The sequence below is a fragment of the Moritella sp. 24 genome, from assembly GCF_018219155.1.
GTDB lineage: Bacteria > Pseudomonadota > Gammaproteobacteria > Enterobacterales > Moritellaceae > Moritella.
This window is the reverse complement of the sequence record NZ_CP056123.1, coordinates 3,244,755-3,270,438: the sequence shown is the minus strand read 5'-3', so window position 1 is coordinate 3,270,438 and position 25,684 is coordinate 3,244,755. Positions and strand designations below refer to the sequence as shown.

At 39.1% G+C, this 25,684-nt stretch carries 20 protein-coding genes; 8 read left to right on the top strand and 12 right to left on the bottom strand.

Annotated elements, in window-relative coordinates:
- Window positions 1-14 precede the first annotated feature (14 nt).
- The 4 genes from HWV00_RS14540 to HWV00_RS14525 form a co-directional block, all read right to left on the bottom strand.
- The gene (locus HWV00_RS14540; RefSeq protein ID WP_211682395.1) at window positions 15-1,085 is read right to left on the bottom strand and encodes a hypothetical protein; all 1,071 of its coding nucleotides are present in this window, start codon (window positions 1,083-1,085) and stop codon (window positions 15-17) included.
- On the bottom strand, window positions 1,066-2,613 hold the full coding sequence (locus HWV00_RS14535; protein ID WP_211682394.1) for a Na+/H+ antiporter NhaC family protein: 1,548 nt from the start codon (window positions 2,611-2,613) through the stop codon (window positions 1,066-1,068). Before HWV00_RS14535 ends, HWV00_RS14540 begins: the two co-directional genes overlap by 20 nt.
- Before the next feature lie 260 nt (window positions 2,614-2,873).
- Window positions 2,874-3,497, bottom strand: a complete 624-nt coding sequence (locus HWV00_RS14530) for a glutathione S-transferase family protein (protein ID WP_211682392.1) — start codon at window positions 3,495-3,497, stop codon at window positions 2,874-2,876.
- Window positions 3,498-3,506: 9 nt separating this feature from the next.
- Window positions 3,507-4,538 (bottom strand): NADP-dependent oxidoreductase, encoded by a 1,032-nt coding sequence (locus tag HWV00_RS14525; protein ID WP_211682390.1) that lies wholly within the window; start codon window positions 4,536-4,538, stop codon window positions 3,507-3,509.
- Window positions 4,539-4,784: 246 nt separating this feature from the next.
- Between HWV00_RS14525 and HWV00_RS14520 the strand changes: the two genes are divergently transcribed.
- The 3 genes from HWV00_RS14520 to HWV00_RS14510 all read left to right on the top strand — a co-directional run bounded on the left by HWV00_RS14520 (window position 4,785) and on the right by HWV00_RS14510 (window position 7,624).
- A complete protein-coding gene (locus HWV00_RS14520; protein WP_211682388.1) occupies window positions 4,785-5,501 on the top strand; it encodes a DUF1566 domain-containing protein in 717 nt (238 codons plus the stop codon).
- A gap of 39 nt (window positions 5,502-5,540) precedes the next feature.
- Window positions 5,541-6,116, top strand: coding sequence for a DUF1566 domain-containing protein (locus tag HWV00_RS14515; RefSeq protein WP_211682386.1), 576 nt, complete (start codon window positions 5,541-5,543; stop codon window positions 6,114-6,116).
- A gap of 143 nt (window positions 6,117-6,259) precedes the next feature.
- Entirely contained in the window at window positions 6,260-7,624 is a 1,365-nt protein-coding gene (locus HWV00_RS14510) for a MipA/OmpV family protein (protein WP_255554584.1), read from the top strand.
- A gap of 105 nt (window positions 7,625-7,729) precedes the next feature.
- Here the strand turns inward: HWV00_RS14510 and HWV00_RS14505 are convergent, their stop codons facing one another.
- Window positions 7,730-9,643, bottom strand: coding sequence for a monovalent cation:proton antiporter-2 (CPA2) family protein (locus HWV00_RS14505; RefSeq protein ID WP_211682382.1), 1,914 nt, complete (start codon window positions 9,641-9,643; stop codon window positions 7,730-7,732).
- Between the two features lie 2 nt (window positions 9,644-9,645).
- The gene (locus HWV00_RS14500; protein ID WP_211682380.1) at window positions 9,646-10,218 is read right to left on the bottom strand and encodes an NAD(P)H-dependent oxidoreductase; all 573 of its coding nucleotides are present in this window, start codon (window positions 10,216-10,218) and stop codon (window positions 9,646-9,648) included.
- Window positions 10,219-10,639: 421 nt separating this feature from the next.
- On the opposite strand from HWV00_RS14500, the gene HWV00_RS14495 reads away from it, so the two are divergent.
- Window positions 10,640-11,665, top strand: coding sequence for a DUF2860 family protein (locus tag HWV00_RS14495; protein ID WP_211682379.1), 1,026 nt, complete (start codon window positions 10,640-10,642; stop codon window positions 11,663-11,665).
- A gap of 104 nt (window positions 11,666-11,769) precedes the next feature.
- Here HWV00_RS14495 and ggt read toward each other — a convergent pair whose 3' ends face one another.
- Complete coding sequence (gene ggt / locus HWV00_RS14490; RefSeq protein WP_211682377.1) at window positions 11,770-13,551, bottom strand: gamma-glutamyltransferase; 1,782 nt, start codon at window positions 13,549-13,551, stop codon at window positions 11,770-11,772.
- Between the two features lie 212 nt (window positions 13,552-13,763).
- On the opposite strand from ggt, the gene HWV00_RS14485 reads away from it, so the two are divergent.
- Entirely contained in the window at window positions 13,764-14,684 is a 921-nt protein-coding gene (locus tag HWV00_RS14485; RefSeq protein WP_211682375.1) for an aldo/keto reductase family oxidoreductase, read from the top strand.
- A 6-nt stretch (window positions 14,685-14,690) separates the two neighbouring features.
- Here the strand turns inward: HWV00_RS14485 and HWV00_RS14480 are convergent, their stop codons facing one another.
- Window positions 14,691-15,239, bottom strand: a complete 549-nt coding sequence (locus HWV00_RS14480) for a thioesterase family protein (RefSeq protein ID WP_211682373.1) — start codon at window positions 15,237-15,239, stop codon at window positions 14,691-14,693.
- 675 nt (window positions 15,240-15,914) lie between these two features.
- Here HWV00_RS14480 and HWV00_RS14475 point away from each other — a divergent pair.
- Window positions 15,915-16,598: an oligogalacturonate-specific porin KdgM family protein gene (locus HWV00_RS14475; RefSeq protein ID WP_211682371.1), complete on the top strand. Its 684-nt coding sequence runs from the start codon at window positions 15,915-15,917 to the stop codon at window positions 16,596-16,598.
- 126 nt (window positions 16,599-16,724) lie between these two features.
- On the opposite strand, the gene HWV00_RS14470 is transcribed toward HWV00_RS14475, so the two are convergent.
- The 4 genes from HWV00_RS14470 to adhE form a co-directional block, all read right to left on the bottom strand.
- The gene (locus HWV00_RS14470) at window positions 16,725-18,779 is read right to left on the bottom strand and encodes a sensor domain-containing diguanylate cyclase (protein WP_211682369.1); all 2,055 of its coding nucleotides are present in this window, start codon (window positions 18,777-18,779) and stop codon (window positions 16,725-16,727) included.
- A gap of 280 nt (window positions 18,780-19,059) precedes the next feature.
- Window positions 19,060-19,833 carry a DeoR/GlpR family DNA-binding transcription regulator gene (locus tag HWV00_RS14465; RefSeq protein ID WP_211682367.1) on the bottom strand — a complete coding sequence of 258 codons (774 nt, stop codon included), beginning with the start codon at window positions 19,831-19,833 and terminating at the stop codon, window positions 19,060-19,062.
- Between the two features lie 105 nt (window positions 19,834-19,938).
- Window positions 19,939-21,261: an HD-GYP domain-containing protein gene (locus HWV00_RS14460; RefSeq protein ID WP_255554581.1), complete on the bottom strand. Its 1,323-nt coding sequence runs from the start codon at window positions 21,259-21,261 to the stop codon at window positions 19,939-19,941.
- A 410-nt stretch (window positions 21,262-21,671) separates the two neighbouring features.
- The gene (adhE, locus tag HWV00_RS14455) at window positions 21,672-24,326 is read right to left on the bottom strand and encodes a bifunctional acetaldehyde-CoA/alcohol dehydrogenase (protein WP_211682365.1); all 2,655 of its coding nucleotides are present in this window, start codon (window positions 24,324-24,326) and stop codon (window positions 21,672-21,674) included.
- Between the two features lie 352 nt (window positions 24,327-24,678).
- Here adhE and HWV00_RS14450 point away from each other — a divergent pair, with 352 nt between their 5' ends.
- A complete protein-coding gene (locus HWV00_RS14450) occupies window positions 24,679-25,206 on the top strand; it encodes a ferritin (protein ID WP_211682363.1) in 528 nt (175 codons plus the stop codon).
- Window positions 25,207-25,369: 163 nt separating this feature from the next.
- Complete coding sequence (locus HWV00_RS14445) at window positions 25,370-25,663, top strand: DUF406 family protein (protein WP_211682361.1); 294 nt, start codon at window positions 25,370-25,372, stop codon at window positions 25,661-25,663.
- Window positions 25,664-25,684: the final 21 nt, after the last annotated feature.

The following is a 25,684-nucleotide window of genomic DNA, read 5'->3' as shown; positions in this document are numbered from 1 at the left end:
GTGAATATGCAGTACTAGCCATTACATTTAATACGTTCAAAAATATCGACAGCCTTTTGCCATACATCTGAGCACTCGTTCTCACTACCGAGTTGTAGGAGGTGTAGCAATAGCGCACCAGCAAACTCTTCACTTGATTCTTTTGGTAGCAATGTTGGTAGATGATCAATTGCTTGCACGTAAACAGGGTGATGCTCACTGTATTTTGCCTGCACAAATGGCTGCTTCATATTTGTTATTGCATCATAAACAGGTAGCGGATTATTCGCACTGTTTGGATCGCAACTCACATCACTGATAATACGCAGTTTACTATTATCTGCTAATAATGACTGATCTATCATAGGTGGTATATCACCTTTTAAATAAACACTATTAATAAATACATCTTGTGACAAAATTGCGGTAATGGGTTTTGGTGATTCGTCATATTCTTGTTTATCCCACAGTGTCAGTTTATCAATACCGACCGCTTTAAGTAGGTCTGTTGCACCACTACCACAACGACCAAGTGCTCCCATTACCATCACACTTAATTCATTCACGTTATTACCTAGTTGTGATTGAATTGCAGCAATAAAACTTTCTTTATTTGCAAAGGGAGTAATTGCGGGAAAAATGGTTTGCTGTTGTTGATAGTGACCATAACCAAGTAGTCCTAATCCTGCGCCAACAAATCCAGCCCAATAGCCAAATGCAGCCACACGTCGATTATCTGCATCAGTCAAAAATTCAATATCAAAAATACGTCCGCCGCCATTGTTAAATCGCGCGAGTATCTGCGGGGCTTCATCTTGACCTTTAAACGCATGGGCAAAATAAATATGATCATGAGCAATCGGTTCATCACTAACGGGTAACTCTTTTAGTCCTAAAATCAAGACGTCTGTTGGCATATCTTGCCAAGGCACTGTTGTTATTTCAATACCAAGGTCACGATAATCTTGATCACTAAAGGTTCGTGTTGTCGATGACTCTACAAGTACAGTAATACCTGCAGCCATTAATATCTTAGCGCCCTGTGGTGTAAGAGGTGAACGACATTCACCTTTTTTAGTTTCACTTCTAAGATAAATTGTTTTCATGATTTAGTTTGCCTTGTTGAGATTTAGAATAAAGAAAATAGAAGCTGCCCATTGCGCCAGCCATGATTAACACGGTTAAGTTAGAACCACTTATCGACGCAAGAATAAAGCCGATAAAGGTAAAGAATGCCGTTGTCATAGCATAAGGCATTTGAGTTTCAACGTGGTTGATGTGGTTAACACCGGATGACATTGATGACAGTACCGTTGTATCTGAAATTGGTGAGCAATGATCACCAAATAAGCCACCACTGAGTGCAGCTGCAAAGCATAAAATAATACTTGCATCTAAGCTATACGCTATCGGCGCTACAATTGGTATTAACAACGCAAATGTACCCCATGACGATCCTGTCGCAATAGATAGAAATGCACCAATAATGAAAATGGTACTGGCAAGTAACCAGATAGGGAAGTTAAGTTGTTGTAACATAGTTGCAATAACGGCACCTGTATCTAATGCTTTTAAGATATCGCTGAGTGTCCAAGCAAGCAATAGAATACAGAGGATACTGACAATTTTCCCCATGCCTTGGAAAAATGAATCGGCAGATGCACTCATTTTACGGATACCAAAGTAGCGTAGAGCAATGATTGTGACAACAGATGCAACAGAGTAGGAAACCGCTAATGCAGTTCGAATTTCTGAGCCCACTAATTTTGCTTCCGCTGAGCCTGATGCACCTCGTGTAAAGTAAAAGAATAAGCCTGCCATACATAACGCAAGTGAAGACAGGGCTAATGCGACAGTTTTCGCGCCATATTGTTGCACTGCATTCATGTTTATCAGTGGATTGACGGTATCATTTTTAGTTATGTCACTTTCTGACAGGTATTCACTTGTCCCCATTTCACAGTTTCGTTGAGCTTGTTTCATCTTTCCAAGATTAACGCCAAACAGAATAATGAAGAATAAACCGATAAGTGTAAGCAGTGGGTAAAGCTGGAATAACCAAACTTCTTTAAATAACGCTAATCCATCTTTTTCTAAGCCGACATTGGTATATGCTTTTTCCATTAATCCCATCGAGTAAACACCCCAACTAATGACAGGGATCAGTACACATACTGGCGAAGAGGTTGAATCGATAATCAGTGCGAGTTTTTCACGGCATATTTTCATTTTATCGTATAGTGGACGATAAATAGGGCCTAGGATCAGTGAATTACCAGAATCGGTAAAAAAGATAGCAATGCCGGACAACCAAGTGCCTGCTTTTAACTTGGCTGGCGTGCTGACGTAACGCGTGATTGCTTGTGAAAATGCAGTCATTGCTTTAGAGGATTCAAGCAGGTAGATAAAACCAGATATGATCGTAATAACGATAACGATCTGTGCGTTGCTGCCCTTCAGTTGATTAAAGATACCATCTTTGTAGACGGCAATAATAGACTCTATCGGTGCATAATCGTGAAGAATAAAGCTACCGAGTAGAACAGCGCAAAATAGCGATAAAATAACTCTACGAGTAGTAAATGCTAAGAAAAGTGCAAGTAAAGAAGGGGATAGTGGTAATAAGTAATCCATGACTAACATATCCATTGTTAAAATAAATATAGTATTTAACTTTGGAGAGTCGGTCAATGATAAATCAGTAATAAATGGATTTTTATGCTTTATTTATGGTTTTTTATTCACGTAGTGACTAAGGTGATCTCTTACTTTAGTCACTCGTGCGGTTCTACTGCGCAGTTTTACTATGTTGCTCTACTGTGTCGTTCTATTATGTAGATCTACTGTTTAACTATCCTACTGTGTAACTATATAGTGTAACTCTGCGATAGGATTTAACTGTTATCGTATTTAGCTTCTATTTCTATGGCTTTTAATAAGCTTGGATGGGTATGAAGCTGTTTGTTGTAACGAGCTAGGTGGGTAAAATGAGCCAGTGCATTGTTATTACCTAATATCTCAACAATAAATGACATCATAATATCGGCCCCTGTTAACTGCTCTGAAACAAGGTATTTTTTATCTGCGAGCGCATCATTAAAATAGCTAATTACTTTTGCTATCTCTATGTCAGCATAATCTGCCATAAAGTTAGTTTTACAGCCATCTTTTTCAACAAACATCTTTAATAGTAACGGTAAAATAGCAGAACTTTCAGCAAAGTGTATCCATTGTGAATAATCGACGTATTCTTGTGACCACTGTTTAGGTGCGAGTTTATCTGCCGCATATTTATTAATAAGATATTCTGTGATAGCGCCTGATTCGGTGATAACTAGTCCGTCATCTTCAATCACAGGTGATTTACCCAATGGATGAATTTCTTTTAATTCAGCGGGCGCTAAGAAGGTCTTGCTATCTCGCTGATATGCAATGATCTCGTAATCAACGCCTAATTCTTCTAATAACCAAATAATACGTTTAGAACGTGATTTGTTTAAATGGTGTAATTTAATCATTTTGGCCTCTTATTTAGTGACATTAATTACAAGTTTGCCGAAGTTCTCACCTTTTAGCATACCAGTGAATGCAGACGGTGCATTTTCTAGTCCGTCAACCATATGCTCACGATACTTGATTTGACCTGATTGTAACCACGTCATCATTTGTTCAAAAAACTCATTATAGCGGTGTGCATAATCATCAAAAATGATAAAGCCCTGCATCTTAATGCGCTTGACCAATAAGGTGCCCATTAATAGTGATAAACGATCGGGACCTGATGGTAATTCTGTTGCGTTATATTGTGAAACCAAACCGCATACGGGTACGCGTGCGCCTGTATTAAGTTGTGGTAGCACGCTATCGAATACTTTGCCGCCCACATTTTCAAAATACACATCAATTCCCTTTGGACAGGCTGTACGTAATTGCGCATCAAAATCTGCCGCTTTATGATCGATACATTTATCAAAGCCTAATACGTCTTCAGCGTATTTACACTTTTCAGCCCCGCCTGCAATACCCACGACATAGCACCCTTTTAGTTTACCAATCTGACCGACGGTTGCGCCAACTGGTCCTGTTGCTGCAGCCACAACAAGCGTATCGCCTGTTTTAGGTTGGCCGATATCAAGCAGGCCCATATAAGCGGTAAAGCCGGGCATTCCTAAGATCCCAAGCGCATAAGAAGCATTGGTTGGATCAGAGCCTAACTTTACAAGACCTTCACCATTTGAAATGCCGTAATCTTGCCAGCCTGTATAAGCAAGTACCCATTCATCAACTTGGTAGTCTGGGTGTAACGAAGTCACTACTTGGCATACCGTTGCGCCCACCATAGTACCGTCAATACCAACGGGTTCAGCGTAAGATGCCCCATCATTCATGCGACCTCGCATATAAGGATCAAGTGATAAATAACTTGTTCGTAATAATATTTCACCTGATTTTGGTGTTGGGATTACTGTTTCTTCAAGGCGAAAATTGGTTGCTGTCGGAGCACCAACAGGTCGTGAAGCCAGTGTAATACGGCGATTTATAACATTTGATTGAGGCATAAAAGCTCCTTATATATAAGTCATTTACAATGTAATGACCGATCGTCTTTTAATTAGGTGTAAATAAGGTAGGATTATTTCCGATTCTAAATACGATCGATATCAGTACTGTATTAAAGATAAATGGTGATGCCTTAAAGATACGCCTTAGTAGACCGGTCGTCTATTAATTGGGGTTGTTTTTTGGTGAAATATCAAAGTTTGTAATCTAAACTTCGATCTATATCACACTTTAAGAGTGTCTTTATGAAATATTTAATCATCATTTTTAGTAGTTTATTGCTTGTAGGTTGTCCTAATGGTAGTGACAGTAACGTAGAGCGAAATAGTTATCCAGGGGCTGGTGGTAGTTTTTTTCTGCCTGATTACAGCATACGTATGAATTTAAATCCTGCTGGAATTAGTGTTGATGAGAATTTTATATCTCAAGAGAGCTTGTTAGATTTAGCCAAAATAGGGGCCAAAGGAGTCGCAGTTTCTGAAAATTCGACTGAGTGGTCTTGCGTTTTAGATAATCAAACAGAGCTGATGTGGGAGGTCAAATCGGCGCTTGGTAACGGTAGTGTTAATGATGCTGATTATGTTTACTCATGGTTTAAGTCTAGTAGTCAGGAATTTAATGGTCATGGCGTTGCTGAAAATGGCGGTATTTGTGTTGATAGTCGTCATTGTGATACCGAAAAATTCATGTTGGCGATGAATCAATTAAATTGGTGTGGCTATAGTGATTGGCGCTTACCAACGCGATTAGAATTACAAAGTATTATTAATTATTCTCAAGCAATTCCTGCAGTTGAAATAGCGTATTTTCCTTATGCACAAAATGAATATTACTGGACTGCTGATATTGATATTGATGATTTAGATTCAGCTTGGATGGTGAATTTTTTGTATGGCAATATTCAGGGGAATTTGACGAATATACCGAGAGCAGTGCGTTTAGTACGTAATAATATCGAATAAATGGTCCTCAGCAACAGGCTGAAATCATAAAAGGATTTAATGATGAACATCAATTTAACTCGTCGTATTCTCTATGTGATTAGCGTTATGCTATTCGTCACACCTATGACTGTTAGAGGGCTAGAGCAACGCTGCAATGATAATGCTCAATATTCAACACCAACAGAGCGTTTTGTTCGGAATTCTGACTGCACTTTATTTGATAAGGCGACAAGATTAGAGTGGCAAGTGTGTGTTATCGGACTGGTAGGTTCACGTTGCGAACAAGGGTTGATACGTTACTTTACTTGGTGGGAAGCGTTGGCAGCACCTGGGGTGTTTAATGTAACGAGTTCAGGTCATAAAGACTGGCGATTACCTGATATTAAAGAGCTTTATAGTATTATTGAAACTGCCTGCGAAGAACCCAGTTTGAATAAATCAGTGTTTCTCAATGCACCATTATTACCAGCGATTTCTAAGTCGTGGTCTAACACGCCAAGCAGTACTAATGGAGGAAAGGCGTGGCAAATCGAATTTCAAAATGGATTATTGTATAGCGTCTCAAATAGTGAACGTTTAAATGTTCGTTTAGTACGTAGTTGCGATGCAGCATGTCAGCAAGCCTATGATTAATATCTGTTATTTATAGTTATATTTGTATTGTGGTTTCTTATTACCATGGGTAATATAGCGGCAATTATTTATAACCAATAGGTATTACAAATATTATGTGGGTAGGCTATCGCAGTATTATACGCTTGGCGTGTATTTTCAGTATGTCTTCAAGTGTTGTCTATGCTGAAAATAGCACGACTATTGATAATGAAATTCAATCGGAAAATGTTTCTACCGAGTTAGTAAGTGATAGCGAGGTAACGAATACAACTGAATTACCTGATAGCCAATGGGGTTTAGCGATAGGTATACGTCGTGCTGATATCCCTTTCGCAGTGTCTGAGATGAGTGAAGATACAGCGGTATATGATATTTTACCTTTAATTCGTTTCGAGAATGAATATGGTTTTATTCGAGGTTTAGAAGGTGGTATTCATCTTTGGAAACAAGATGATCACGAAGTAAACGCGTATAGCCGTTTTAGATTTAATGATATCCCTAAAGAATTTCAAAATGAAGTGAAGGGACAGTCTTTTGATTTTGGTTTACAGTATCGTTATTTTGATGGTCCGTGGGCAGCTGACATTGCTGTGCTTTCTGATAACTATCAGCGCGTTTATGGTGTGACAAGAGCACAATATTCTTGGCATTATGATCGTTTGTCATTGATCCCATTTGCGGAATTAAAGTGGAAAACGGCTGATTTTAACGACCACTACTATGGTTTTGACCGTGAGAAAGCGGGCGCGGGTGTTTCTGTGAGTGGTGGTGTGAAAGCGGCTTATCATGTTGCTAGTAATCTTCACCTTATTGGTCAGTTTGGTGTAACGCGTTTAGAAAATAATGTGCATGACTTAAGTATTGTAGACAAGAATTATCAGTTAGAGTCATTTTTAGGCATTGCTTTTTATCCCGATCCTGAGAAGCCATTTATACGTACATCAGAGAAACAAAAAAATGATGAATATTTACGTTTAGCACATGGTTGGGCGACACCGTCAGATATTGGTGAGGTATTGATGTTCCAAGCTGAACGAGATACTGAAAACAACCAAATGAGTTCTCTATTTTATGGTACTCAAGTTGGTGATAACTTGTTTTCATTACCGATTGATTTGTATTTCACACCGGGTATTGCTTGGCATTATAGTTCAGATGTACAAAAAGATATTGGCGAAGTCGTCCTTGCGATTAAAGCTTTTTATACGTTTGAACTGGGTCCTCGTTGGCGTGTAGGTCTTGCTGAAGGTTTATCTTATGTGTCAGATGTTACGTATATCGAAGGATTTGAATTAGTCGGTGAAGACAGTAAGCGTGGCTATGAGAATGCATCTAAATTACTTAACTATGTTGATTTTTCTTTGGATGTGAATGTTGGTGATATCTTTGGCAGTAAAGCCCTCGCACAAACGTGGTTAGGTTATAGTATTCATCACCGTTCTGGTATCTTTGAAACTAGTTCTGCGTTTGGTCGTATTAAAGGTGGCAGTAATTACCAAACCGTTTACCTGCAGTGGCACTTCTAAAGAATTCAGTGGCATTGCTAAAGATTATAGCTCTGTTTATTGCGTGATCGAAACACGCAATAAACAGAGCTATACATTGTGAGTTAAACTAACGGATTACTACCGTTAGCTACTCGATTTATTATGCTTATGCGCAGCAGCTAAATTACCGACTGTATTTTTATCTTGGTTGCTGTGTGCTTCTGTTGACCAAGCGTCATTTAAATTGTCGTAATAGGTCAACGCATCTAATCCCAATAGCTTTTTAAGTATACGGCGTTCAGTCAGGCTGCGGTTCACAAACTCTGGCTCGTGTTCGTGTATACGTTTTGCTTCTTCATGTAATACCGCTTCGTCATGACGACGGAACACTTGACCAGCACGATGAGCCTGATTGGCACGCATCCCTAATGCTTTTAATGTTTCAACACCCAAACTGATCCCTGAATCGAGAGACTCTCTAAACACGTGGTCAGCACCAAGACGGATTAATTGTTGTGCGTGATTACGATCGGTTGCACGTGCTAATACAGTGAGGTGTGGAAAATGTTTCTTCACTTGGATCAAGATACGCTTAGTACGGCTGGCACTCTCTACCGCAATAATAAATAATTTCGCGTTATCTGCCCCTGCGGAATGTAACAAATTTAGCTGCTCAGCATCGCCATAAAATACCTTGTATTTGAATTGCTGTAATAGCTCTATCTGGCCCACATCATTTTCTAAAATAGTCGTGTTGATATGGTAGCCGTGCAGTAATCGGCCGACAACTTGCCCAAAGCCACCAAAACCTGCAATGATTACCGAGCTATCTGTATCATCAGGGATCTGATGCTCTGGAGTCTCTTTATCTTCTTGCTGTGGCAACCTACGTTTGAATGTTGGTGCTATCACTTTATCGTAAATAATTAATAATAGTGGAGTGAATACCATTGATAAGGTGACGACTAAAACTAATAAACTCGCTATTTCATTATCTAGAACCTGACGTTGCAGTGCGAATGAGGTCAATACAAAGGCGAACTCACCACCTTGGGCTAATGCACAGGAAAACAGCCAATTTTGACTACGCTGGATCTTAAAGACGATCCCAGTAACAAATAGCACAATAAATTTAACGGCAATCAATCCCCCAACGAGTAAGGCAACGAGTATAGGTTGATCAAGTAGCAGGTTGAAATCGATACTTGCGCCAACAGAGATAAAGAAAATACCAAGTAGCAAGCTTTTGAATGGCTCTATATCACTTTCTAATTCATGACGGTATTCACTGTCTGCTAATACCACACCAGCTAAGAATGTACCGAGTGCCGCAGATAAACCAACGGCTTCCATTGCTAAAGCGATACCCACAACAAGTGCTAGAGCAGTTGCAATGAAGATTTCACGTGAGCGAGAACTGGCAATAATGCGTAATAGCGGCACAACTAAAAAGTGACCACCAATGATAATACCTGCAATGACGCCTGCAATCATTAATGCACTTTGCCAACTGGGTATAGAGGATTCAATAACCGTTGTGTCTTGTATGACGAGTAAGGGTAATATCGATAGGATGGGGATAACGGCAATATCTTGAAACAATAATACGGCAAAAGCATTCTTACCGGCTTCTGTTTTCATCAATTCTCGTTCTTGTAAATTTTGCAGCACAATAGCGGTCGATGACAATGCCACAATTAAGCCAATTGCGAGTGAGGTTTGCCAAGCAAGGCCGCAAGCAAGTAATAATAAGAAAATAAATAAGGTGGTGGCACAAAGTTGTAGCCCACCAGTGCCCAGTATCGGCATTTTCAATTGCCATAATAAAGCGGGTCTTAATTCTAAGCCCACTAAAAATAGCATCATGACAACACCGAACTCAGCTACATGCATAACATCTTGTTGATTGGATATTAAGCTTAAAGCATAAGGCCCAACGATGACGCCTGCAATCAAGTAGCCGAGTACTGAACCAAGTCCTAAACGTTTGGCAATAGGTACTGCAACAACACCTGCAGCAAGATAGATGAAAGTATTAAATAATACGCCATGTTCCATGGTTAGTTATTCTCCATTCTTGTCTTTACTGCGCCATCATCAATTTGTTGTAAGCGAAGTAATTGTTGGCGGTATTCTTCCGCTTTACGTGCAATGCGCTGAGGGTCATGTCGTTTATGAATATCATGTACCACAAATGGAGGCAGGTACTCCAAGTTACATATTTGACTCATCTGACTAAAGGGCAATAAGAACGCGTTGATGTCGTGTTCATTGTAGCCTGAAGCAGAATAAGAATTCGCACTGCCCCCTGTCGATACGGCTAACATGAGTTTTTTACCGATGAGTTTATTGCCATGTTCACCATACGCAAACCCGTGTTCGAGTACGAGGTCTTGCCACTCTTTTAAAATTGCAGGGCATGAATACCAATAAAGCGGAAATTGAAAAACGATAATATCGTGTTGTAATAATAAGGCTTGCTCATGTTTAATATCGATAAATGAATCGGGATAAGCATCGTAAAGATCGTGACAAGTGATGCCTTCAATGTGCTGAATTTCATTGAATAGTGATTTATGAGCAAGGGATTTTTGTAATGCAGGATGGGCAAATAAAACGAGAATTTTGTACATATATTTTCAATCATCCTTTATTGAAATAGATCTTGATACTGGAATTTAATCGGGCATACCTCTTAGGTCAGATTGAAAGAATAGATTAGCGCAAACTGAAAGAATAGATCGTCAGCTTATTAGGCTTGGACATTATATTTTTTAGTTACCGATGATACATCTTAAAATCGTCTGGATATAGCGCATAAGCTTATAATATAAAACAAATCATTTCAGTGTTTTTTTTAGTTGTTCTGACTGATAGTTCTGATATGTATGCTATTTTTAAATTACTGAGTGGTCATTGTCCTAAATGGTTATTAAGTATTTTATATTGGATTGGTTGTGTTATGCTTTTGTGACTAAATTGACATGGATCAATATACATCAATATATATTTTTATCCTTGATACTGACTTAACCATTGGAGCTATTTTCTTACATGAGCGTTAAAAATAATAATGCATTTTCATTACCCTTATTATTCGCCAGTAGTTTACTTGCTTTCGGTAGTGTAGCTATTGCAAAACCATTAGCCAAGAGTGCAGGGTTTTCCGGTACGATTGGTGTTAACGTTGGTGTGAGTGATACTCAAGATCAATTTAATATTCATGATGATAATAAACAGATAAGCGATCTCAATAGCGCCCCTGAAAGCGTGACTACGGGGGTATTATTTCCTTTTTTTCGTGTTGCTTATACAACCGATGATTTGCAGGCCCAATACTTCCTTGGTCAGAGTCCTCAAAATATCTTAGATAGTGCGATACAATATGAGTTGGGCGTTACACACAAATTTGATAAACGCCAGAGTATGACGCTTGCGTATATCCCTCATGTGCCATTTCTAAAAGAAACTTGGTCAGATCCTTTTTTAACGGGTGCGGAAAGAGAGAAAACAGACATAGATTCAACCGCTGTACGAGTGGCTTATAAATTTATGCCAGTGCAAATTGAATATGCGTATGCATCGTATCAAATAGAAAATGAGCAAAGTGGTTCTCAAAATAACGCGTGTGGTAGTCAAACGTGTTCCGCAGAACAGCAAGATTTGCTTAACCGAGACAGTGATTACCATAGACTGAGCTTAGAAAGTTTGATTCCCCTGTGGAAAGGTACATTTGCAAAAGGCAATGCATATTATGCTAACCAAGATGCGAAAGGTGAGAGTCAAAGCTTTGATGAATTACATTATAGTGTCAGCATTATGACCAAATACGAACGTCACTTTTTATCGCTTCAAGCGGCATTTAGTGACCGTGAATACAGTGCTGAAAATCCAATTTTTGGCCAAGTACAAGAAGAAGATGCTGCGCGTTATTCTATCGTTTATTCGTACTCTGCGCCCTTTGATATTGAAGACAGTAATCTAAATATTCTTTATCAAAATAAAGATATTGATGCCAATATTGATTTTTATGACAGCACGAATCAGTTTGTCTCTATTGGTATGAGTTATAATTTTTAAGCGATAAACAATAAACAATAAACAAATAAATAAACAGTAAAGACGTAATATAAACCGGTTAATACCTGTCGATATTACGTCTTTTTTGTTTCTATAGCGCTAGATTAATACCCTAAACTTAATGCGCTCGGACGACGTGGATCGGATGCGCCGTAAACGCCTTCTTCGGTTAGCATGATTGTTTGTGTACTCCCCATCGCAGATTTCACTTCAAGCTTATGACCTTTACCTTCTAATAGATTAATCGTATCGACATTTAAGCCCTTTTCAATACGGATCATATCCGGTAACCATTGATGGTGAATACGGGTAGCTGCACTGGCTTCTGCAATATTCATCTTATGATCAATGACATTCATAATAACCTGAAGTGTTGTGGTGATAATACGTGAACCACCGGGACTACCAGTGACTAAATAAGGTTTGTTATCTTTTAATACAATGGTTGGTGTCATCGAGCTAAGTGGGCGTTTTTTTGCTGCGACAGCATTGGCTTTACCACCAATAAGGCCATAAGCATTTGGTGTCCCCGGTTTTGCAGAGAAGTCATCCATTTCGTTATTTAATAATACCCCAGTGCCATCAGCGACCAGCCCTGAACCATAGCTAAAGTTTAGGGTATAAGTATTACTGACTGCATTACCAAATTTATCTACAACGCTGTAATGAGTCGTTTGGTTACTTTCATAAGGCAGTAACGTGCCTGGTGAAACCTCGCTGCTAGGTGTAGCTTTGTTAGGGTCTATTTGACTGACAAGCTGTTTGGCGTATTGCTTACTTGTTAACGCGGCAACGGGTACATCCACAAAATCAGGATCGCCCAAGTACAAGCTACGATCGGCATAGGCGCGGCGCATAGACTCGGCCATGACATGAATTGTCGCGGCACTATTGTGGCCCATTTTATCAATCGGGAATTGCGATAGCATATTCAACATTTGAATAATATGCACACCACCAGAAGAAGGGGGTGGCATTGATATCACTTGGTAACCGCGATACTCACCAGTTACTGGTTTCCGTTCAATTGCTTTGTAGGTGGCTAAATCTTGCATTGTCATGATACCACCGGCATTTTTAACCGACTCGCTGATCTGCTTAGCAATTGCTCCTTGATAAAACGCGGGGCTGCCTTTCTTGGCTATTGCTGTGAGCGTATTAGCAAGATCGGTTTGTTTTAATATTTCACCGGGTTGATACTGACTTCCATCCGCTTTATAAAAAATAGCATGGGTACTTGGCCATTGGCTTAGGCGTTTTTGCGTTGCACTGAGTGAGTTCGCTAAATCAGGTGTTACAACAATCCCGTCTTGGGCTAATTTTATGGCGGGCGCAATCACTTGTGCTAATGACATTGTGCCGTATTTTTGTAAGGCAAGTTCAAAACCAAGTACGGTACCAGGTACTCCGACTGCAAGGCCGTGATAGCGAGATAGTTTTTTGCTGGGATTTCCTTCCTCATCCAAGAACATATTTGGATACGCGCCTTGTGGTGCAACTTCACGATAATCAATCGCTACAGATCGTTGTTCATCAGCCAAATACACCAGCATGAAACCACCACCGCCTAAATTACCAGCACGGGGCAAAGTGACGGCTAATGCGTATCCAACTGCGACCGCTGCATCAATCGCATTACCGCCTTGCTTCATAATATCGACACCGATTTGAGTCGCTAGTGCTTCTTGGCTCGCGACCATGCCATTGGCTGCCCAGACAGGATGGTGAATAGCCATTTGACTATAAATCGCACTTGGCGAGGGCTTGATCTTGGCGACAGTATCACTACTTGGCGTATTCGTCTTGGCCATTGCCGTTGGTAGCGTGACGCTAATACAGCCGATGAGCCCGAAGGTAAGTCCTTTAATAAGGTGCGTTGTTGACATGAATATTCCTTATTCGATTGTTCTTGGTGTTGATACAGCATAGCAAAGGGCGGTTATTACTTGTTTTCGGGTAGATTAATTTGTTGGTTCATTCACATAAATAGCAGGTATATGTATCAAAGCGTAACGTTGTTAGCGGTGACATTGAATTCAGTCTAAATTTTATCTATTTTTATGTATCTACCGATATATTAAATTATTAAGGGAATAAAATGACAAAAGTATCACGCACCAAAATAGCGCCAGAAGGACCTGTGTTTTCCTCGTTAGTGCAGGGATATTGGCGTATGGGTGATTGGAACATGGACCCTCAGTCACGCTTAACTTTTTTAAAGCAACATGTGGAATTAGGTATTACAACCGTCGATCATGCGCATGTGTATGGTTCTGCTCAAGCGCCTTGTGAAACCTTGTTTGGTGAAGCGCTTAAGCTGGACCCAGCAATGCGAGATGAAATCGAGATCATCTCAAAATGTGGGATTGAGGTCATGCGAGGTGATGCTCCGAGTAATCATGTTAATCACTATAATAGTTCGCAAAGTAATATCATTCGCTCTGTCGAAACATCATTACAGCGTTTGGGTGTTGAGCAGCTGGATGTACTATTAATTCATCGCCCCGATATATTGATGGACGCAGATGAAGTGGCAAGTGCTGCCGCGTTATTAAAGCGTCAAGGTAAGATAAAACATCTTGGCGTCTCTAATTTTACACCTTCACAGTTTGCTTTATTACAATCACGTTGTGATGCGCCATTAGTCACGAACCAAGTTGAAATTAACCCATTAAATTTAAGCGTGACAGAAGATGGGACATTAGATCAACTTCAGCAATTCTCTGTTCGTCCTATGGCTTGGTCTTGTTTAGCGGGAGGGGCCTTGTTTGATACGAATACTGATAATGTGCAGCGTTTACAACAAACATTAAATGCAATTAAACAAGAAATAGGGGCTAAATCAATCGAGCAGGTTGTGTTTTCGTGGGTGTTAAGGCTACCATCTCAACCGCTTCCTATTATAGGCAGTGGTAATATAGAACGAGTGCGTAGTGCGGTTGCAGCAACAGAATTAACATTGAGCAACCAGCAGTGGTATCGCATTTGGGTAGCCTCAAAGGGACATGGCGTCGCTTAGGGGTTATTAAGCCGCTTTGCTTTCTGATTCTGCACTCGAAAATTGGCGTTTGGCAGTACCGAGGTCTTTCCATATTTGCATATGCGCTGGTAATTGTTGTGGACGTTGTTCTACGGGAATAATTTCCATGACTTTATCGGGAGCGACTACTTTTCCTTTTTGTGTAAATACCGCTTTAACTAAACTGTAATTACACAACTTTCCATCAGCAACACATTTTTGTTCTAAATAGAAATACTTTTCATCCCAACCTAAATAAGTTGTTTCGACATCGAATTTTTTAAATAAACGTATTTCGCGGATATAGCCTACTTCAACCCCTGCCACGATAAAATTTAGTTTGTTCTTTAGCAGTGGATTAAATGTATTGGTCTGGATTGAATGATCCCAGCGCGCTTTTTCAAGAAACATCAGGTATTTTGCATTATTAATGTGTAGGTTTAGGTCTATATGGCGAAAACCGACTCGAAAAGACCGAGTGATGGTATCGAAGAACCCTTTAGTGTTGGTTTGTTTGTTACGAAGATAAAAACAACGAATCAATTCACTGATCATAATGCCTCAATAATTATTGTTATAAGTAATAGAATAAAGAGTCTACGTCGTTATTTTTTATTGTCACGCGAATTGTAACTTAAATGTTAAATCAGGCGCTGTCTCTCGTGAACAAGTCGCAGTGTGATGATCAATTTTATATTTTCAGACAAGCTGATAACTCTGTGTTAACCATTTTTACATTGTAAAATAAGTTAAATCAACTTGATAAGTATAACCTGCTAGGTTTTATCCTGAACGTTAGCTTTAACTAGTTTTTTATATTGTTGTGGTTGCGTGATTTTACGCTGGAAAGTGTTATCTAGTTCACAGTTGTAGATATGTTTTTACATATGTGGCGCTAGTTATTATTTATTGTTACTTGGTTTATATTTAAATATTTAGTCGTAGCGACCTTTTTTATTCATTTAAGCTACTGATTAAATTGAGTATTTTTGATTTTTCAATCGCGAATTGTATGACAAGCTGTTACCTTTTGCTTTTTTCTATAAGTAAGTTAATTATCGATGGAAAATAAGTTGTCTATAATCGCGGTGTGTAAGTGTAATAGCATTATAAACTGCCTCTTAAGTGTTATATTTATTTCATCTTCTGACCTATAGTCAGCGAATAAATTGCTTTTATAAGCGATATTTCTCAGTGTGAAAAAAGTCACTAAATATAATCGAGGTTCCAATGAAAAAAATAGCATTAACTCTTCTTTGCGCATCAATCGCGGCTCCAGCCATCGCTGGTGATTCATATGTTACTGGTAACGTTAAAGCTAATACAGAACGAGATACTGAATACACATTGGAAGCAGGCCATACATTTTCTGCAGGAACGACTTTATTAGTAGAAGTTGCAGGTACATTACACGATGGCGTGCGTAGTGTGACTGATACAACATTTGGTATTGAGCAGATGGCTTATACAAATGGTGGTTTATGGACTGCTGTTGGTTACCATGACCTAAGTCTTGATGGTTCTGTTGAAGGTGATTCTGGTCAGCGTCGTCCATTAGTTAAAATTGGCTATAATTTCGATAATGGTTTGTTCGTAAGTAACCGTACTCGTTTCCACTACAGCACGACAGAAAGTGATTGGAAAGAGATCCGTTATGACAATGCGATTGGTTTTAACATGGATAACGGCATTCAACTTAAACTGAATGTTATCTATAACCAACGCGGTTTTGCTGACACTGCAAAATTTGGTGATAATGGCGATCGTGATAGCTACAACACCGAGTGGCGTGTAACAAAGAATGATTTCATGGGTACTGGTATTGCACCATACTTTGAGTTACGTGATGAGGACATGGGTAAAAATGAAGATCGTAACCTAGCGTTCACATTTGGTGCTTCTTTCGGTTTCTAAGTCTGACGAATAGAAAAGTAATAAATCCTTTATGTAAAATCCCACTTATTTGCAGTAAGTGGGATTTTTTATAACACGTCTTTTTTACGTATTTGTAAGTGAGCGTTGTTGTGTTGCTCTGAGCCGTTAGCCGTTAGCGGAAATAGGCGATGAAGTTAGATCTATATTCTTATTCTTATACATCGCTAAATCTGCTTTACGCAATAATTCATCAACACTGGTATCATCTTGTGGATACATACTCACGCCCATACTTGCAGTTACATCTAGCATCATATCATTCACGAAATAAGGTTTAGACAGTTCGCTGACAAGTCTACTAATCGGCACCTCAATACATTCTGGTGTATCAAGGTGATTAAGAATAATCGCAAACTCATCTCCACCTAAACGCGCTACCGTATCTGTTTGACGGCTAGCATCAACCATTCTAGCGGCGACCTGTTGCAGTAAAATATCACCTACCTGGTGCCCATAGGTATCATTAACAGGTTTGAACTTGTTTAAATCAATCAGCATCAGACCCACTGATTTATTATTTATTTTTGCTACATCGAGCGCTTCTTCTATCCGTAATTCAAATTGATTACGGTTAGCAACACCAGTGAGCGGATCTGTCATGGCTAACTTGCGGATCTCGGCCTCTGCTGCTTTACGCGCGGTAATATCATGAATAACAGTGGTGTACATTAGCTTGTCACCAACGGTCATTTCGTTAATCGACATTTCAATTGGAAAATGAATGCCGTTAGCGCGTAATGCTTCTTCTTCATAGACCTTACCTTGTTCACTTTCGGTAAAGGTTTTATTTGCTTTTGGTAGTAGTAGCTTGATGTTTCTACCTAGAATATCATCCAGCTCGTAATCAAAAATAGCTAATGCAGCAGGATTAAATGCCAGAATAACACCACGGTCATTCGTGGTAACAATGGCATGTACAGCCGTATTGATAACGGCTTTTACCTGTGCTTCGGAATCTCGATGTTTTAATGCGTTAGCGCGAAAAATTTCTAATGAACGCGCCATTTCACCAATTTCATTATCACGGTCGGTGGCGAAAACCTCGATGTTAAAATTACCTTCCGCTAACTTTTTCATCGATGTAATAAGCCCTTTAATTGGGAGCATTAAACGATTACGCATCAGTAAAATAGCAGTAATGATAAAACCAGTAGTAAAGATAATTGTAAACCATGATAGCCAGTTAATGAGTTGGCTAACAAAAGAGAGTGTGTCACTCATGTTCTCTGCATTTTGTTCTATTTGAATTACGATTTCTCTGTCTAATACAGATAACCCTCGTAATGCCGATTTATCATCAATTTTTACTTGTTTATCAATTTCATGGGCTGTTTTATCTTGACTGAGTAGTTGACGTATAGTGGCAACTTCTTGTTTATAATTATTCAGTGTTCGATCGATATCTTCGAGTGCGAGCTTCTCTGCGCTAGTCAGACTTTTGTTACGATATAAGGTGATGATTTCATCTGCTTTGGCTAAACAGCTAACTGCTTTGCTGAGGTATCTTTCATTGCCACGTAATACTGCATTTTTAAAGTTATGAATAAACCCACCATAACCAAGTGCTGAACGTAGTTTTACCGCAAGATTCGCTTTGCTGATATGGAGTGTGTCGTTATTGCCGTCAACGAGTTGTAACTCTTGCTGTAGTTCTAGGTTTAAAATTTGTAGACCGCGCATTGCGAGCGAATCATCAATCGCCACGTTTTTATCCACTTCAGTCAGTGGCACGCCTTGTTTAAATAACAGCTCAGCCTGTGTGAGTGCTGCGCTATATGCGTCCACCATATTTTTAATGTCATTTAATGCGATGGCCTGAGAATTGGTTGGCCCAAGAGTATTAAACTGTATGATGGCTGAATTAACCGCACCTAGTTTTGCTTGCACACGTTCGATTCGCCAAGGTTCTTGACGTAATAAGTAATTTTTAAACTCATGAATCGCACCACCATAGCCCAGTGCCGAGCGTAGGGCACTATCGATTCTGACTTTTTCAGACTTATCCGTTTTATATTCACTCCATACAGAAGCTACTAAAGTGACATTGTTATTGATAACAATACTTGAAGTAATAAAGACAAGTGCGGAGAGGACGAAACCACAAGTGAAAAATAATCCGATTGTACTGAGTTTGATGTGTTTGAAGAGGGAATTACTCATGGTTATAAACTGCCTTGTTACCCTGAATTATTTATTAAATGAAATAAAACCGTATGGTTTTTTATGATGAAGGGCGTACATTGCGTGAAGTTGACAGTTATTTCAATGCCGTAACTTACCTATTTACTCAAAAAGGGGGGGGGATAAGATTATCTTAAAATACATAGTTGTTTAGATGCGTATCTATAAAGAAGTATATGGGTGGTGGTGTAAAGATAACCAGCGTGTACAAGACTGGTTACCTCATTCGCATTGTTTATAACTAAGGCGTTATTTGTCGTTAAGGTAATCTTGGCGCGATGATTATGTCGATATTTTTTGCTTCAATGGCACTGCGCTGTTCTTCGGTAATGTCGGCATCGGTAATTAAGGTGCTAATGTTATCCCATGCTAATTCTAAATTTGGCATCTTGCGGCTGATCTTGTCAGACTCGACCATGACAACTACTTCGCGTGATACTTCTGCCATGACACGGCTAAGGCCGATTAATTCATTGAATGTGGTGGTTCCGCGCTCTAAATCAATGCCGTCGGCCCCGATAAACAACTGATCAAAGTCGTAAGAGCGAAGTACTTGCTCAGCAATTTGACCTTGAAATGATTCTGAATGTGGGTCCCATGTACCCCCTGTCATTAATAGCGTCGGTTCATTCTCTAAACCATTCAGTGCATTGGCTACTTGCAGCGAATTTGTCATCGTGATCAGGCCTTTCTTATCTGCAAGCTGTTCAATTAAACTCGCAGTCGTTGTGCCACTGTCGATAATAATTCGATTGTGATCTCGAATACGCTGTGCCGCAGCAATGGCGATTTCAATTTTACACTGAGAAACTTGGTCCGTTTCAACCTCTGGTAACAGCTCTTTTGGAATCGGTACTGCACCACCATAACGGCGTAGTAATAAACCATTTTGTTCTAACGCAGTGAGGTCTTTTCGGATGGTAACCTCTGAAGTTTCAAAACGTTGTGCTAGTTCGTCAACGCTGAGTTTACCTTGCTCTTCAAGTAACTTTATGATGGTATGGCGACGTTGTTGAGTGTTACGTTTTGACATAATATATTGAGTTCTTTTATCATTCTTTATTTGACGTATAAGTGTAGCAATATAATGAATTAGCGTCAGCCGTTATCTAGGCTGAAACGCTGTATTCGGAATAAATTAATCACTCGTTGGAAAATATAAATTATTACGTTGTATTAAGCTGAATTTTTCTATTTGTTCTGGAGCAATATCATTGCAGCTTACACCTTTTATTATTGTTATTTGATCATCAATACAATGGCGTAAAAGTGGTCGTTTTTTGATTGGCTCAAGCATATCAAAATCAACAATGAGTGGTTGTTTCAAACTATCAGTAATCCCCATCTGAACTTGTGCTTGTTGTGCTTGATACTTAACAATAGTGCCTACCGGATATATTCCCATCATTTTAATAAACTGTTCAAGATAGGCTTTGTTGTAGTGCTTATCAGCCAGCTTAAATAATAGACCGATAACAAGGTGAGGGGAGTAGCGCTGTTGAAGCAGGTTGGAATTACACATCTCATTATAGCGGGTTGTAATCGCAATTAATTGCGCATATTTCGAGATCTTGTCTTGTTTTATTCCTCGTGGATAACCACTGCCATCAAACTTTTCGTTGATCTGTAAGATACTATTAATAATCACATCGGAAAGAGGCTCGATACTTTGCAATTTTTGTGATGCATAAGCGGGGTGTTGTTTGAGATAATTGACTTCTGGCTTAGTTAACTCTGACTTCTTATTACGAATCGAAGCTGGTACCCAGAGCATACCAAATTGACTTAATAATGCGGTCTGCGCCACAATCGCCACATCTTTCGAACTAAAAGACAGCTGTTGAGCTAATCGAGTACTTAAAACGGTGATATTCATGGCGTTTTGGTAAAGCGTGTCACTGGATAATTCTTCGTTACATAATGCAAGGTTGTAATGTGACGTTTGTTCAGACGCGATAGTGAGCTCACCAGAAAGTGATTCTAGCAGTGATATTGCTTTTAACGGCTGTAAGTTGAGTTTGCTATAAATATCTTTCAGTATCGCAATTTTATTTTGGTATGTTGATCGCGCTGTACGTATCTGTTTCCACCAAGCTTGCTGCTGTAATAATTGGTTTTGTTCTTCAGTTTGTTTCAATACTGCTTGCTCTACAGCTTCATTCTCTTTTGCTATGTGGGCCGCGACCGCTTCAGCCATCGCTATATCATTCGTTATCGACGGTGTTGATGGCGATTGTGCATGTATTACTTTTTCTTCAATCACGCTAGGCACAACACTCGGTTGTGATATTTTGCTACGAGACGGATCTACTGAAATAGTGTCTAAACCAAGATGTTGCAGCATGAGTAGCTGTTTTTCATCTTTAATCACAAACGAATTTAAGATGAAGGGATGAGACGTCCAACCAATAGGAAGATTAATGTAATGACCTACTTGTAAGTCTTTGATTGCTAATAACACGTTTGCTATGCCTCTTCCTTGTATTACTTTTTGATTTAACAAGCTCATCGTTAATATGGCATTGGAAATGCGTTTTAAATAATTATAGGGAATATATTTATTCTTATCAAAATTAAATATAAGGACTCGATGTAGATCAAACTTTAGAAATGGTTTGTGTTATTCGCTAAGGTTAGCAAAGTATAAAATAAATGCGTTCAACATTGATTAGCATAATAAATGGTATGGTAAAGCAGATTACGATAAAAATAAGGTTTTTGGCTAACTATTTATGGGTGATTTTGACGTGGAGATACTTGTAACGAGAGGATATTAATTTAAATATGTCTGTTGTATTTTTAAACGTTTTTACGTGGATTATGTTGGTTAAAAGCCCAGCTAACCATAAAGGCTAACTGGACTGTTATTATTTACTTAGCAACTGATTTTTCAGCTACCTTTTTTTCTTTATTTTGTTCTAGTACATAGCTTTCTTGATAATCATTACCGTAATAAGAAGCCAGTAATAGTGCTTTTAACTCGCTGATTAATGGGTAACGTGGGTTAGCACCTGTACATTGGTCATCAAACGCTTCGATTGCAAGTTGGTCAATTTTAGCAAGGAAATCTGCTTCATTTACACCAGCCGCTTGAATTGATTTAGGAATATCTAAATCAGTTTTAAGTTCGTCTAACCAGTTTAATAACGCTTCGATTTTGTCTGCTGTTTTACCTTCACGGAAACCTAAGTGCTCTGCAACTTCAGCGTAACGAGCACGTGCTTTCGGACGGTCGTATTGTGAGAATGCCGCTTGTTTCGTTGGCATATCTGTTGCGTTATAACGAATCACGTTGGTGATAAGCAATGCGTTTGCTAAACCGTGTGGAATATGGAATTCAGCACCGATTTTGTGTGCCATTGAGTGACACACCCCCAAGAAAGCATTGGCAAAGGCGATACCGGCAATGGTTGAACCATTGTGTACTTTTTCACGTGCGATTGGGTCTTTCGCGCCGTTTTTGTATGAACTTGGTAAGTACTCTTTTAATAGTTTCAGCGCTTGTAATGCTTGGCCATCAGAGTATTCGTTTTGTAGAATTGAAACATACGCTTCTAGTGCATGTGTTACTGCATCATAACCACCGAATGCAGTCAGTGATTTAGGCATGTTCATTACCAAGTTTGCATCTACAACAGCCATGTTTGGTGTTAGTTCGTAATCAGCGATAGGGTATTTTTGACCCGTTACTTCATCTGTTACAACTGCAAATGGTGTTACTTCAGAACCGGTACCTGATGTTGTTGTTATCGCCACTAATTTTGCTTTGATACCCATTTTAGGGAATTTGTAAATACGTTTACGAATGTCCATAAAGCGCATTGCAAGGTCTTCGAAGTGCGCATCTGGATGTTCGTACATTACCCACATGATCTTCGCTGCATCCATTGGTGAACCACCACCGAAGGCAATGATAACGTCAGGTTGGAAGCTATTCATCACTTCAACACCTTTCTTCACGACTGCTAGCGTTGGATCTGCCTCTACATCGTAAAATACTTCTGTGTCGATGCCTTTGCTTTTTAGGATTGATACTAACTCATCAACATAACCGTTGTTGAATAAGAATTTATCAGTCACGATACATGCACGTTTTTTACCTACTAGGTCGTCCATTGCAATTGGTAATGAACCACGGCGGAAGTAAATTGATTCTGGAAGTTTATGCCACAACATATTTTCAGCTCGCTTAGCAACAGTCTTTTTGTTAATAAGGTGTTTAGGACCTACGTTTTCAGAGATAGAGTTACCACCCCAAGAACCACAACCTAGCGTTAGTGATGGTGCTAGACCGAAGTTATATAAATCACCGATACCACCTTGTGAACTTGGTTGGTTAATCAGGATTCGTGCGGTTTTCATTTTATCGCCGAAATCTTTAATGCGATCTTCGTTTGCATCTTGGTCTGTGTAGATACCAGATGTATGACCGATACCGCCAAGCTCAACCATCGTGATTGCTTGTTCTACAGCGTGGTTGTAATCACGAGCGCGGAACATACCTAATGTTGGTGATAGTTTTTCGTGAGCGAATGCGTCGTCAACGTGTACTTCAGGACCTTCACCGATAAGTACTTTTGTGAATGGTGGTACTTTAACGCCAGCCATTTCAGCAATTGTAATCGCAGACTGACCCACAATAGCAGGGTTCATGTTGCCATTGATTAATACTATTTCACGCACTTTATCTGCTTCTTTTTTCGATAAGATGTAGCCACCGTGTGTAATGAAACGCGCTTTTACTGCATCATATACTTCGTCAACAACAATAACTGCTTGTTCTGACGCACATACAACGCCGTTATCGAATGTTTTAGACATTAAGATTGAAGATACTGCGCGTTTAACGTCGGCAGTTTCGTCAATTACAATCGGTGTATTACCAGCGCCAACACCAATTGCAGGTTTACCTGATGAGTAAGCCGCTTTAACCATACCTGGACCACCAGTCGCAAGGATAAGGTTGATGTCGTCGTGGTGCATTAATGCATTTGATAGTTCAACTGATGGCTCATCAATCCAACCTACGATGTGTTTTGGTGCACCTGCTGCAATCGCTGCATCTAATACAATTTTAGCTGCTGTGTTTGTTGCATTCTTAGCACGAGGGTGTGGAGAAAAGATAATACCGTTACGAGTTTTAAGCGAGATTAACGCTTTAAAGATAGCGGTTGATGTTGGGTTAGTCGTTGGAACGATACCACAGATGATACCTGTTGGTTCTGCAATCGTGATGGTACCAAACTCGTTATCTTCTTCAATGATGCCGCAAGTCAGTGTGTCTTTATATTTGTTGTAGATATATTCTGATGCGAAGTGGTTTTTAGTTACTTTATCTTCTAGTACACCCATACCTGATTCTTCAACAGCCATTTGTGCTAAAGAGATACGTGATGTTGATGCCGCAAGTGCAGCAGCGCGGAAAATTTTATCAACTTGTTCTTGGTTAAATGTAGCAAACTCTTGTTGTGCCGCTTTAACCTTTGCAACCATTGCGTTGAGTGTTTCAATATTCTTAACAGTCATAATATATCCTTAAAACTAATTTGAAATCTAAAAAATTATTTACTAAGGGTTACCTCTTAGTGAATACCTTTGATTTGAAGTATAGGCAATCTTACGGATTAAAAATTGATCTGTGTCAATTGTAGGAATATTACGTATTATATTTTCATATTAGTGTTAACTTGGTCATATATATTAAAAATAGATGTATTGTGTAATTTTATTTCAGTATCGCTTATTCTCAATTTTCAAATTAATGAATTATAACGCTATGAATATTGGAATATAGTAGCTAATTGAACAAAGTTATTGTAAATTCCAGAACCATTAAGGTAGCATTCACTAAATAGTTTTTATTAAAGGATTTTACACTATGCCAAAATTATCTAAGGTTATGGCGACTGCGCTTAACCAACAAATGACAAAAGAGTTCACAGCATCTCACCTTTATCGCAGCATGGCATCTTTTTGCTATGCTTCTGATTTTATTGGCGCAGGTGATTTCTTTTATACGCATGCAGCAGAAGAGCAACAGCATGCACAACTATTATTCCGCTATATGATTGACCGTGGCATCCAGCCATTAATGGAAACTATTCCAGCGGCAGAGTCTGAGTTTTCTGATCTATTAGACGTGTTTAATAAAGCACTTGATCACGAAGTAATGATTACTGAATCTATTTCTGAAATCCTTGGTTTAGCGCACGAACTGAAAGATTTCCAATCTGTTGCTCACCTAAATACATTAATGGAAGAGCAAACAGAAGAAGAAGCATTATTTAATGGCATCGTGAGCCAAATCCGCCGTGTTGGTGTTGATAATGGTCACGGTCTATTCATTATGGATCAAGAATTAAAAGCAATGAGCAAAGCACCTGCTGCAGCGCCAATTACAATTTAATTCTATTCGCGAATAGGTATTCATATTCGCTGAAAAGTATTGTTATTCTAGTATTAAAACCACTTATACGTCTGTGTAAGTGGTTTTTTATTTTTAAAATGTACTCTTTAGTGGTAGTGTTGCTTTAATTAATCGAACATTTAAATCAATAGGTAGAATAATTATGTCTAATAATAACGATGCTGATATTAAAGATTGCTGTGGTTCATTTGCTGAAATTGGCAGCATAATTCAGCCCGATGATACTGAACTATCTTTTCCTATTACATTTGATTCTCAAGCAGCTGCAGACGAAAAGTTACGCGAACTTGAAGCGTATGTTGATGAGCAATTTGATGAAGAAGTAACAATTAATTTTTCAGCACAAAGCGAGTTTTCTTACCAAGTCACCTTGTCGTTTACGTGTACTGCTGAAAAAATGATTTTTGAAATGAATTTACGTCATTTATTAGCATAATTAATTGACGTCACTTGTTCG

What these genes read in the sequence shown, in the direction of transcription:
- HWV00_RS14540 (WP_211682395.1), bottom strand. Translation starts at nt 1,085, where the DNA reads ATGAAAACAATTTATCTTAGAAGTGAAACTAAAAAAGGTGAATGTCGT.
- HWV00_RS14535 (WP_211682394.1), bottom strand. Translation starts at nt 2,613, where the DNA reads ATGGATTACTTATTACCACTATCCCCTTCTTTACTTGCACTTTTCTTA.
- HWV00_RS14530 (WP_211682392.1), bottom strand. Translation starts at nt 3,497, where the DNA reads ATGATTAAATTACACCATTTAAACAAATCACGTTCTAAACGTATTATT.
- HWV00_RS14525 (WP_211682390.1), bottom strand. Translation starts at nt 4,538, where the DNA reads ATGCCTCAATCAAATGTTATAAATCGCCGTATTACACTGGCTTCACGA.
- HWV00_RS14520 (WP_211682388.1), top strand. Translation starts at nt 4,785, where the DNA reads ATGAAATATTTAATCATCATTTTTAGTAGTTTATTGCTTGTAGGTTGT.
- HWV00_RS14515 (WP_211682386.1), top strand. Translation starts at nt 5,541, where the DNA reads ATGATGAACATCAATTTAACTCGTCGTATTCTCTATGTGATTAGCGTT.
- HWV00_RS14510 (WP_255554584.1), top strand. Translation starts at nt 6,260, where the DNA reads ATGTCTTCAAGTGTTGTCTATGCTGAAAATAGCACGACTATTGATAAT.
- HWV00_RS14505 (WP_211682382.1), bottom strand. Translation starts at nt 9,643, where the DNA reads ATGGAACATGGCGTATTATTTAATACTTTCATCTATCTTGCTGCAGGT.
- HWV00_RS14500 (WP_211682380.1), bottom strand. Translation starts at nt 10,218, where the DNA reads ATGTACAAAATTCTCGTTTTATTTGCCCATCCTGCATTACAAAAATCC.
- HWV00_RS14495 (WP_211682379.1), top strand. Translation starts at nt 10,640, where the DNA reads ATGAGCGTTAAAAATAATAATGCATTTTCATTACCCTTATTATTCGCC.
- ggt (WP_211682377.1), bottom strand. Translation starts at nt 13,551, where the DNA reads ATGTCAACAACGCACCTTATTAAAGGACTTACCTTCGGGCTCATCGGC.
- HWV00_RS14485 (WP_211682375.1), top strand. Translation starts at nt 13,764, where the DNA reads ATGACAAAAGTATCACGCACCAAAATAGCGCCAGAAGGACCTGTGTTT.
- HWV00_RS14480 (WP_211682373.1), bottom strand. Translation starts at nt 15,239, where the DNA reads ATGATCAGTGAATTGATTCGTTGTTTTTATCTTCGTAACAAACAAACC.
- HWV00_RS14475 (WP_211682371.1), top strand. Translation starts at nt 15,915, where the DNA reads ATGAAAAAAATAGCATTAACTCTTCTTTGCGCATCAATCGCGGCTCCA.
- HWV00_RS14470 (WP_211682369.1), bottom strand. Translation starts at nt 18,779, where the DNA reads ATGAGTAATTCCCTCTTCAAACACATCAAACTCAGTACAATCGGATTA.
- HWV00_RS14465 (WP_211682367.1), bottom strand. Translation starts at nt 19,833, where the DNA reads ATGTCAAAACGTAACACTCAACAACGTCGCCATACCATCATAAAGTTA.
- adhE (WP_211682365.1), bottom strand. Translation starts at nt 24,326, where the DNA reads ATGACTGTTAAGAATATTGAAACACTCAACGCAATGGTTGCAAAGGTT.
- HWV00_RS14450 (WP_211682363.1), top strand. Translation starts at nt 24,679, where the DNA reads ATGCCAAAATTATCTAAGGTTATGGCGACTGCGCTTAACCAACAAATG.
- HWV00_RS14445 (WP_211682361.1), top strand. Translation starts at nt 25,370, where the DNA reads ATGTCTAATAATAACGATGCTGATATTAAAGATTGCTGTGGTTCATTT.